This window comes from Rothia dentocariosa ATCC 17931, from assembly GCF_000164695.2.
GTDB lineage: Bacteria > Actinomycetota > Actinomycetes > Actinomycetales > Micrococcaceae > Rothia > Rothia dentocariosa.
The window spans coordinates 1,013,400-1,024,472 of sequence record NC_014643.1 but is presented as its reverse complement, the minus strand read 5'-3'; the positions used below and the strand labels follow the sequence as shown (position 1 = coordinate 1,024,472).

The 11,073-nt window shown below is 51.0% G+C and carries 7 protein-coding genes; 5 read left to right on the top strand and 2 right to left on the bottom strand.

Annotated features, from left to right (window positions below; genetic code table 11):
- Window positions 1-28 precede the first annotated feature (28 nt).
- Window positions 29-2,875, bottom strand: a complete 2,847-nt coding sequence (locus HMPREF0733_RS04585) for a class I SAM-dependent DNA methyltransferase (RefSeq protein WP_013398200.1) — start codon at window positions 2,873-2,875, stop codon at window positions 29-31.
- A gap of 193 nt (window positions 2,876-3,068) precedes the next feature.
- Here HMPREF0733_RS04585 and HMPREF0733_RS04580 point away from each other — a divergent pair, with 193 nt between their 5' ends.
- Both HMPREF0733_RS04580 and HMPREF0733_RS04575 read left to right on the top strand, forming a co-directional pair.
- Window positions 3,069-3,926, top strand: a complete 858-nt coding sequence (locus HMPREF0733_RS04580) for a bifunctional transcriptional activator/DNA repair enzyme AdaA (RefSeq protein WP_013398199.1) — start codon at window positions 3,069-3,071, stop codon at window positions 3,924-3,926.
- Window positions 3,927-4,242: 316 nt separating this feature from the next.
- Window positions 4,243-5,697, top strand: a complete 1,455-nt coding sequence (locus HMPREF0733_RS04575; RefSeq protein ID WP_244864841.1) for an RNA-binding domain-containing protein — start codon at window positions 4,243-4,245, stop codon at window positions 5,695-5,697.
- Between the two features lie 121 nt (window positions 5,698-5,818).
- On the opposite strand, the gene HMPREF0733_RS04570 is transcribed toward HMPREF0733_RS04575, so the two are convergent.
- Complete coding sequence (locus HMPREF0733_RS04570; protein ID WP_006886979.1) at window positions 5,819-6,448, bottom strand: superoxide dismutase; 630 nt, start codon at window positions 6,446-6,448, stop codon at window positions 5,819-5,821.
- 1,682 nt (window positions 6,449-8,130) lie between these two features.
- Between HMPREF0733_RS04570 and HMPREF0733_RS04565 the strand changes: the two genes are divergently transcribed.
- The 3 genes from HMPREF0733_RS04565 to nhaA all read left to right on the top strand — a co-directional run bounded on the left by HMPREF0733_RS04565 (window position 8,131) and on the right by nhaA (window position 11,015).
- Window positions 8,131-8,673: a MarR family winged helix-turn-helix transcriptional regulator gene (locus HMPREF0733_RS04565; RefSeq protein WP_004006328.1), complete on the top strand. Its 543-nt coding sequence runs from the start codon at window positions 8,131-8,133 to the stop codon at window positions 8,671-8,673.
- A gap of 223 nt (window positions 8,674-8,896) precedes the next feature.
- On the top strand, window positions 8,897-9,421 hold the full coding sequence (locus tag HMPREF0733_RS04560) for a ferritin (protein WP_013398195.1): 525 nt from the start codon (window positions 8,897-8,899) through the stop codon (window positions 9,419-9,421).
- Between the two features lie 238 nt (window positions 9,422-9,659).
- Window positions 9,660-11,015 carry a Na+/H+ antiporter NhaA gene (gene nhaA, locus HMPREF0733_RS04555; protein ID WP_013398194.1) on the top strand — a complete coding sequence of 452 codons (1,356 nt, stop codon included), beginning with the start codon at window positions 9,660-9,662 and terminating at the stop codon, window positions 11,013-11,015.
- The last annotated feature ends 58 nt before the right edge of the window (window positions 11,016-11,073 follow it).

The following is an 11,073-nucleotide window of genomic DNA, read 5'->3' as shown; positions in this document are numbered from 1 at the left end:
AGAGGGAGCACGTTCCCGCTGCAACTCACTATCCTTGCCTTTGCATTAACTCTAGGTAGTGCCGGAACAAAATCTCTAGACGCTGCTTATCAGTAGTGCACCTCTGTTTTGCACCAAATACAGCCACATCAACCACTTTATCGAGCTCTTTATGAGCATTATGAAGTTCACGCTTCATAGCGCGCGGATCGTACTGGCTAGCTAGAGAAACATTAGGTTGGAGTGCTCGCGCTTCCAAGACTTTTTGGCCAGCGGCAATAATTTTCTGGCGGTCAGAATCTCTAAGCAGAGGTAAGGGAAAATTGTTCCACGTCACAGTACTGGAAAAGCTAATATCAGACTTTAACCGCCCTCCTACAGTTTTCATCCAAGTAATAAACATGGAAGAACTCGCGATCGCAAACAACAGCCCACCGTCGTCGGGAGCACCATAAACCTTATTCGAAATGATAACTTTTTCGTCAAAGTACGCGACAGGAAGGTACTTCCTTCGGCTAGAGCTGACTTCGGGGATGCCAATAAATCGCCCCTGATCGTGAATTCCAAATTGACGGAATAGATGATGGTAGGGATATTCCTGGGTGGATTTTGCCTTAGATTCCGAACGGAACTTTTTAACAGCGTCTATGCGTGATTTCAGCTCGGGGCTTTTTGCTACATCTGCCGGATCTAGCTCGACCAGCCATAGGCACCAACGTTCGGTTCCTCGAAGTAACTCGGCAGAACCGATGTATGGGCGAAGATACTTCGAAATAATTGGATCATTTTGAAGATTTACATACTCTTCTTTGCTAATAATAAAGTTGCCATCATCAGTTGGTTTTGAACCATACTGAACAGGAGGCAAATTCTTAGAAATAGGCATACCCTGTTTACGGACCAAAACGTTAGCACCATCAACTAGATAAGCGTTGATACCAGTCTTGACCTTACGTTCTATGGCGTTTCCCTTAGGATGTTCGTAGTCCCATAGCCGGGGTTTCACCTGTTGATTCCGGGTAAACCCGATAATTACACAGTGCACCGCAGCTTTTCCAGGAGCTTCCGAATCCCATTCAAAGGTTCGATGGGCAAATTTGATCACCCACCCCGCTTTAAAGATTGGGTCAAATAATCGAGAAGTTTGGTCTCCCTGCGTAATAGAGTTAGTGGTTACGTAAGCGAACTCTCCTGTGCGGTTCTTATAATAATCCAGAGCTTTCGCATGCCATCCGGTTACAAAATCTAACCGAGAGAGCTGGACTGATGAGCCCCAGGCATGCTGGAGGTCTGCAAGCTGCTCTGCGGTTCGCGTATGGTCTCCTAAGAAAGGAGGGTTACCAAAGATATAGGTCTTCCCCTTTGGCTCAGGAATCGCTTTCTTCCAATCCAGACGAAGCGCGTTGTCGTGAATAATATGGGCAGCAATCTCAATCGGCAGGCGATTTGGGGCGTCCCCAAGGGCCTGTGCAAGACGCAGGTTCGCTTGGTGGTCTACCAAGAACATTGCGGTTTCAGCAATCTTTGCCGCCCACCAGTTAATCTCAAAACCATAGAACTGATTGATAGAAAGACGCTGGTCAATAGAAATATCCAGTGAAGCTGTAAACTCACCGCCACGGTTACGCTTCTCAACCAACACGTCCGTCTCAATCTCACGTAGTTTCGCATACGTAAGGTTCAGGAAGTTACCGCCTCCACAGGCTGGGTCGCAGAACACGTGGGTTGAAAGATTGTTGAGGAAATTATCGAAATCCTTCAACGATGTGGACTTGTTACGAATTAGACGGTCTGCCTCTTCACGGAACTCGCTCAAGAACAGCGGTTCAAGAGTCTTTAGGATATTCTTCTCGCTGGTGTAATGCTCGCCCGCAGCACGACGTGCTTCTTTAGATTTGACCAGCTGAAACATAGCGCCAAAGATAGCAACCGAAATTCGGTTCCATTGAAAACGACATGCATCCAAGAGAGCTTCACGGCTCTCTTCTGTGAAGAACTCAGCATCCAACGAATCTTTGAAAATACCGCCATTAACGTATGGGAACTGCGCCATTAAATCACTCATGCGATGAGAACGGCGAGCTGGCGGAGTATTTAACACCTGAAAAAGCTGGTTTAACTGTGGCCCTAGTGATGATGACGTCGTCTCCTGCTCTACCCAGCGATAAAAAAGATCGGCAGGCCACAAACCCGCATCATCACCGTAGAGCAGGAAAAGCAAGCGAGTCATCAGAATCGACGTCTGCTGTACACGCTCATCTTCTTCTTCAGCGTCCTTCGGAGCATCCTCTCCCACCGGTATATCGGTGTCATCGCCTAGAAACGAGGTATAGAGCTCCGCCATAAGATCAGCCGCAACAATCGAAGCTTCTTCCTGCTCCTGCCTTGATACGCTTTCCTTACCAATTAGAAAAACAAATGAGTCGTAATAGTCTGCAATATCGCGAGTAAGAAGCTCAACTTTTGGCTCGGAACCGTCTAGGCGAATAATACGAATACGCTCAAAATCAGAAACCATGCCATATTTCGGGTACTCATTCTGGCTAATGGAATCAAGATAGTCGAAAAGCTGATCCTCTGCCGCGTCAAGATTTTCACCAAGGCTCTTTGCCTCGCCAATAGCGATACCAGACATGAAGAAATCGATATATCCATTTCGCCCAGTGCTGGTGCGCTCCGCGTTGCGTTCGAACAAGCTAATTCGTTCAGGAATAATCCCAAAGCTGCTGAGAAGATCTGACCAAAACTGCTGTGCGTACTGCTTTTCTTGGTTCTTAATATTGTCATCGCGCCATTGCTGAATACGTTCTTGGGTCCAGAACCTTGCAAAGTCTCGCAGATGGGCAATTGCTTTCTGCCGGTCATAGTAGTCAGGTCGCTTAAATACAGAAGACATGGTGCTCCCACCAGTGAGTGTGATATACAAACATCTTTATCATACATAGTCTTTACCTGAACCTTGCAGGTACCTCGTCATCTAGACTCTGCAGCCACTTCTACGCCTCCCGCGCACAAGGTCAAGAATCGGGTCGTTTTCCGCCCGGAACATCCGTATTCTCTAGTGTTAAGACCTTGAACTAGGAGAATCCTTGAGCATCACAGACCATTCTGCAGCGAGCACAGACCCGATTGAGCAGACCGTCCAGTTCGGACGCATAGCCGCCGCTATCGAGTACCTGTATGACCACGCCGCAGATCAGCCCACGCTCGCGCAGGTGTCCCAGGCGGTTCATGTGAACCCCGAATACCTGCAGCGGCAGTTCCAGCAGTGGGCGGGGGTGAGCCCCAAGAAAATGCTGCAGCATATCAGCCTTGAACGGGCGAAGGCAGCGCTCGCTGGGCAGCAGAGAACGCTCGATGCGGCCTGGTCGAGCGGGTTCAGCGGCACGGGGCGCCTGCACGATGCGTTCGTTACCATTGAGGGCATGACCCCCGGCGAGTACAAGAACGGCGGGGCGAACCTGCGCATCATCTGGCGTTACGCCGCATCCCCTTTCGGCACAGTGCTGATCGCCGCAACGGATAAAGGCATATGTCATATGGCCTTCGCCGATAACCCGGATGCGGCTCTCACGAACCTGCGCGCCGAATACCCGAACGCGCAGCTGCATGAGGGCGAGCATCCTTTTCACGAGCAGGCGTTGAGTATTTTCGGTGGAGGCGGGGAGCGCATCGCCCTGCATTTGAAGGGTACGCCGTTTCAGGTGCAGGTGTGGCGTGCGCTTTTGAATATTCCGCAGGGTGCCGTGCAAAGTTATGGGTCTGTGGCTGAGAGTATTGGCCGCCCCGGTGCCGCCCGTGCCGTGGGAACCGCTGTGGGGCACAATCCGGTTGCCATGATTATTCCCTGCCACCGAGTGATTCGTGAGAGCGGGGTGATCGGGGATTACCGTTGGGGTCGCGGTCGCAAAATGGCGCTTCTCGCCCAAGAACTCGGCGCGGCCTAGCGAGCATCGGCCCGTCCCAGTTTTACCCGCTCCCGCTTTTACGCTTTCGAGAGCATGCCACGAGTATGTGTGCCCCTTCGGAAGTCCGCAAAATTCAAAGGGAACCTGTTTGACTCCTCGGTGAAAGTTACACAATTGCCATCGAGAGTTACATTTTTGTCACCTTCACTCGCGTTTTTCATGCCAAAGTGACAAAAACCCGTCTGAAAGTTACATTTTGTCACCCAAAATCACCAGATTTGTAACTTTCACCCCGGTCAGACACTCATATTGTCACTCTCAGAGTTACAATATTTACATGTATACGCCTGAAGAAGTGACACAAACTCTGAATGAGCTACGCCTCCTCGGTCGGGATAGCCTGACCGTTGAGGTGAAGTCGGCGCATAACGGTTATCCATCGTCCATTGCTGAGACTATCTGTAGCTTTGCCAACCTTCCTGACGGTGGCACCATCATATGCGGCGTGGACGAATCCCAAGATTTTGCCCCCGTGGGCGTTTACGATCTTGAAGATTTACGAGCAAAAATTATTGACGCCGCGCAGAATCTCAAACCAAAAATCGCGGTAGAAACCACCGATATGGTTCTGGGCGATCATCAGGTGCTCATCGTATCTGTTCCAGGGTTACCGGTACAGGAACGCCCCTGCTTTAAAGGTAATGTGGCGTATCAACGCCTCGGAGACGGTGACTACCCGATGGATAGTTACGCGCTAAGCCTTATGTATGCCCAACGCCATAAACCACAGAATGACCTACGAAATATTCCTGGCACGTCCATCAAAGATTTAGATGAGCCGTACACTGAGGACTTTTTGCGTCAGGTTCGACTCTCCTCAGCACGTTTGCGGCATGACTCTGACCAGGAAATTCTGCACAAACGCAATGTTCTCGCCGCCGCGCAGAACAATTTAACCTTGGCCGGACTATGTGCTCTGGGGGATTATCCGCAGCAGTTTTATTCTGGGGCAAGTATTATCGGCGTAGTGTCTATGAGCGGTACAGCCCGTAATGATGACCGTTTTCGGGGCGAAGGCCCTATTCCTGCCATGCTTGAAGATGCGCTTGCCTGGCTTGTGCGTAATCTCAAAAACCGCACCGTAACAACCCCTGACGGGGCGGGTCTGGTGGATGAGCCCGAAATTCCTCTGGTGGCTCTGCGCGAATTCGTGGCGAATGCCCTTGTGCACCGCAGTTATGAGCAGGATGCTTCGGGCAAGTTCGTGCAGATTTTTATCAAGCGTGGCCGTGTTGAGATCATCAGCCCCGGTGGTTTTTGGGGTATCTTACCTAGTCAGGTCGGTCTTGTGCACCGCCCTGCGGCTGTGAATGAGGCGCTGTACGCTATCTGCCAGAATATTCGTCTCAGCGACGGTCGTCGGCTCATTGAGGGAGAAGGCGGCGGTATTTTGGCGGCACAGCAGGCCTTACGCAATGCTGGTTTGCGCGAGGCGCGCATCCTTGATGAAGGCATTCAGGTACGCGTTATCATTTACCGCTCCACGGACGATGCACAGTCCACACGGGATCGACGGGCGGCACAGTCTTCCCAGCATGTTGACGTACCACAGGAACTATCCGCCACAGAATCACAGGTGTATTCTGCCTTAGCGCAGAAGCCCGCTACGGTCGCCGATCTCGTAGAAGATACCCAGTTAACCGCACGGCAGGTTCGGTATGCACTGCCCAAATTGGTCAAACGAGGTATAGCGGAACAGCAAGCACACTCAGGGCATCGCGGTTCTGTATACCATCTCATCACCGTGTAGCCACTAACCCATGAGTTCTACAGCGCAAAGCGGGTGCCCGGCGCCTTCATTAGAAGAGGCACCGGGCACCCGCCCGTATACGATACGCCCTGAGTGCGAGCGCATCGTTAATCTTTGAGAACTACTCGGGAAGCACCAGACCCTTGGTCTGCGACACTGCGCGTGCGAAGCGCTCAGCGACGTCAGCCCAGTTCACGATGTTCCAGAATGCCTTCACGTAGTCGCCCTTCACGTTCTGGTAGTCCAGGTAGAAGGCGTGCTCCCACATATCGAGCTGCAGAACGGGAATCAGTGCAACCGAGATGTTGCCCTGCTGGTCGTACAGCTGCTCAATGATGAGGCGCTTGCCCACGGTGTCCCAGGCGAGAATTGCCCAGCCGGAGCCCTGAATGGTGAGGGCAACGTTGGTGAAGTGCTCACGGAACTTGTCGAAGGAACCGAAGAACTCGTCGATAGCCGCTGCGAGCTCGCCGGTGGGCTTGTCGCCGCCCTCGGGGGAAAGGTTCTTCCAGAAGATGGAGTGGTTGGTGTGACCACCCAGGTTGAAGGCGAGATCCTTGGACAGCTTGGAAACGTTGCCGTAGGAGCCGTTTGCGCGTGCTTCCTCAAGCTGCTCTAGGGCTGCGTTTGCGCCTGCAACATAGGCTGCATGGTGCTTATCGTGGTGCAGCTCCATGATCTTTGCGGAGATGTGGGGTTCGAGCGCCGCGTAGTCGTAGGGGAGCTCGGGAAGAGTGTACTTTTCAGCCATGGTGTATGCCCTTTCAATCAGAAGATGGCGTCGTTACAAGGGTACCAGCGTTTGCCTGCGAGTTCAGTGGGTTCTGGGCATTGTGCGGGGATGCTGTGCATAGGGTGGAGAAAGTTTTCCACAGGAGTGGATAAACCCGTGGATTTTATTTCAAATTCATCACGATTTCGGAGTATTTGCCGGATTTTTGCGGGGTTCAGACCCGCAAATAACAGGTATGTAAGTTATCCACGCTGTGGATAAACTTTGTGGATAACTCATAATGATATTTTTTGTCGCGCATAGATAGCAACGATTTATGATGCCAAAAGCCGAAAATTCATGCCGTTATGTTACGTGTAATTTTTACCGTGTTCGCTGTGTTTTAGCGTCTTTTCGCCCATAAAAACTCACACGCTAGTACCGCATATAGTTTTCACAAGCAGAATTTAGTGTGTTCATAGTGCGCAACCTATTCTGTGGATAATGACCGGTGGAAATTGTTCACAAAGTTTTCCACAGGTGTGGAAAGTATCTGTTTAAAACTTGTCTCGACATCCTCAAAATTCTGGATACGCTTACCGAAGATTTTCATAGCAGAGTTATTTTTGCGTATTTGCACGGATTAGCGGGCGCGTTCTAAGACACAGTGGGCGTGATGCGTATGTGAGCCAGATTCCCTAATAACAGTCGTGTAAGTTCTCCACACTGTGGAAAAGTACTGTGGATAAAGCCTTGGGAAGAGTTCATTGGGGGTCATATCAGCCGCATCTCCAGAGCACGCTTACACTGCCTGCCCCTGTCGTTCCACGTATCGAGAGAGGTCATGCACGCCTGTGAACGTCAGAATGCGCAGGAACGCGACACGCCGGGCGCATCCTGCTTGATCGGGATATTAAGGTATGGGTCTAGCGTGCTGCCCACAATCCGTATAAGCCACCATGCACCACGCCGTGCAGAAAGGTATGAAAAATCCCCCAAGACCGTGACCGTCGGGGGAAAAATTAATAGAAAACCCCCGAAATATCGGGGGATTAGAGAGGTAGACACCGCATAATCTTTTTGATGTGCGCTTGCCCACCTATGAGGCATTCTTGCTAGTGTGGGCGGGGTGCTTAGGGTATTCTTAAAAAGAACGGCGCGGGGACCGCCCAACCACGAACAGTACCCGCACCGCACAACCGCCGGTAGAAATGCAGGTTACCTGCACACCGACGACAATCACCGATAAATAGAGAGTCGAACCCTGTCGGTTTGAGCTTCCGGTCTCGCCCCGCGGGCTTCTTTTTCGACCCCGTTATGCATACCAGTGTACACGCTTATTTATCATGTGCAAACCCAAATGGTATTTTTTCCCAAATTTTTTTAATCATTTTGTAATATTCCTGGCGAGTACTACCTAAGTAGCCTCAAAATTTTACCTTCTTTACGTGTAAAACCTTGAATTATCAAGTATTTTTTACAGGTAATCATTACAATGATTTCATTCGGGAAGCGCTATTTCCCGGGCAAATTGTCGAAGACACGCCGACAATGGTGTGACGTATTTCGGACAAATTTGTGCCGTCAGTGTGTACTTTAAGGAAAGACATACCAAGTTTTGAGCAATATCTGAGGGTTTGCTGTCTTAACAAGTACAATGAACTTTACACACCTTATATATGCGCTCAGTTTAAAAGCTGGAGGTGCGAGGAGGAACACTCATGCCCAAACAAGCAACCACCGTCTCTGGCGATCTTCCAGAGAAGGCGGAGCCCAAATGGCTAAATGAAGAAGAACGTGAGGGATGGCTGTTTATCAGCTCGATCATCTTCAACCTCACACGGCAGCTCGATAATCAGCTTCAGCAGGATGCCGATTTGAGCTATGTCGAGTACATGGTACTTGTTGGACTCTCAGAGTCAGAGGATCACGAGTTAACAATGACGCAGCTGGCACTGGTCACAAACACTCTGCCGGCGCGTCTTTCGCGCGTGGTCGCCAGACTGGAGAAAGACGGGTACGTGTCCCGGTCACTCAGCGCCGAAGACCGCCGCGTCAGCATTTGCCATCTGCTTCCTCAGGGTTTGCAGAAGCTTCAGGATGCGGCACCCGGTCACGTAGCACAGGTACGTCACGAGATTTTCGACCACCTCACGGAAGATCAGGTGCGTGCTTTAGCTAATATCGGCGAAAGCATCTTAGGCGATAAGCCTTCTAAACTTATTTCATCGTCGAGTTTGCGGCGCGGAAGTTACCCCGCCTAAGCCTGCACGAACGAATACACCCGGATTTTCCGAGGCTTGCGAGCACATCATAACGGTTCTGTTGTGGTGTGATAGACCGAGCTCAGGAACCCCTAAATACGCCTCCAGATTAGCCTTTTCTCTCTATACAGTGCTGATTCGGCCCTCTATGATGGGTTCGACAGCGTTGCACTGTACCCTACGCGAATAGAACACACACCCTAATTTCAAGGAGAGAAAAGTTATGTCTAAGTCCTTCTACGATCTGCTCAACGAACAGATCGGTCACGAGTTTGCCGCATCCCACCAATACCTTTCAATGGCGATTTGGCTTGATGGTGAGGACCTTCCCCAGTTGGCGCGTTACTTCTACCGCCAGTCTTTGGAGGAGCGTGGGCACGCCCTCATGATGGTTCAGTACAAGCTGGATCGCGGCCACAAGGTTGAGATTCCCGCAGTTCCGAGCGTCAAGAATGATTTTAAGGACGTTCAGGAAATCGTGGATCTTTCCCTGGCGCAGGAAAAGGAAGTCACTGGTCAGATCGAGGCTCTTTTCTCCGCAGCACGCAACGAAAACTATGCTCTGGGTGAGCAGTTCATCCTCTGGTTCCTGAAGGAACAGGTTGAGGAAGTTGCATCGATGGAAACTCTCGTCACCATTGTGAAGCGTGCAAACGGAAACCTCTTCGACATCGAAAACTATGTGGCTCGTGAGCTCGATGAGTCGCATGGCGAAGACAGCTCCGCTCCTGCCGTTGCAGGGTCCTAAGGTGCCTCACACCTCATAATTGCATAATTTTTATATTCTCGCTCCGAGTCGATATTACGGCAGGGGCGAGAATATTTATATTGACCCTGAAATTTCGCTTACGTTATAGAATATATGCCCAAAATGGCATATATTGGTTAAGTATATTTATACCTTTAGAAGCAAAAAATACCATCTCCTAGGTAGGAGCGTTAGAATAGTAAGAATTATTCCTATCCGGAGGATAACTACAGAGAATATGACCCAATCACAGACACCGAATTCAGAAAATACAGTTTTCAGCCGCGGATCCTACAGCAACTCTAAGCGAGTTGCAGATATTTTGCGCACGGAGTCCGTGGGCGGCAGCATCCTGCTGGTGGCGACCGTCCTCGCGGTAGTTCTTGCCAATACCCCACTGGCAGATGTTTATTTTGGGGTGCGCGATACCGTTATAGGCCCCGAAGTTCCAGGATTTCACCACCTTCACATGAAGATAGGCACCTGGGCGGCAGATGGTCTCTTGGCAATATTCTTCTTCCTGACCGGTCTTGAACTCAAAAAAGAGTTCGCGATCGGTGACCTCAAATCACCGGCAACCGCAATTGTTCCCATCGCGGCGGCTTTCGGCGGCGTGATTACCCCCGCCATCATCTACACCGCTATCAACTTCAGCAGCCCCACCGCTATACATGGCTGGGCTATTCCCACGGCAACCGATATTGCCTTCGCGGTTGCCGTATTGGCGGGCGTGGGAACGTTCCTGCCCTCGGCAATGCGTATCTTCCTTCTTACCCTAGCGGTGGTTGATGACCTGATCGCTATCTGCATTATTGCAATCTTCTACACCGGCACATTCCATGGCGAATACCTGCTCCTTGCGATCATCCCTATCTCGCTATTCGCCTTTATCGCCTATCGCGGTGAAAAAATGCTGCACCTCAAGCCCGCCGCGGCGTGGATTCTGCTTCTGCCCCTGGGCTTTATCACGTGGGCTCTTTTCCTTGAATCCGGTATTCACGCAACTATTGCCGGTGTGGTGCTTGGTTTCTGTGTTCCAGTTAAATTCAATAAACGTACCGAAGCTGCGGGCGCGGATGCAGGCCTCGCCGAGGTTTTCGAGCATCGTTTCCGCCCGCTTTCCACGGGTATCTGCGTGCCGGTCTTCGCCTTCTTTAGCGCCGGTGTTGCTATGGGCGGTTTTGACGGTCTTAAGCGGGCCCTCACCGACTCGGTCTCCCTGGGTATTATGCTCGCCCTCGTTTTCGGCAAGACCATCGGTATTACGGGAACCACCTGGCTGGTTACCAGGTTCAGGCACGCCAACCTAGACCCGGATGTGCAGTGGATTGACGTCATAGGCCTTGCGGTTACCGGCGGTATCGGCTTTACCGTATCGCTTCTGGTGGCAGAACTGTCATTCACCGGTGGATCGCCGCACGGTGAAGACGCCAAAATCGCTATTCTCTTCGGTTCAGTGACCGCCGCAATTCTGGGTGCTCTGATTCTCTCCCGCCGCAATAAGCACTACCGTTTATTGGCAGAAAAGGAGAGCGTGGATGCCGACATGGATGGCATTCCAGACGTGTTCCAGCAGCGTAAATCACAATCCTAGACGGTCTGTCTTCGGTGGGGAGAGATCGGTGAATACCCTGCTCTACTATTAAGAATCC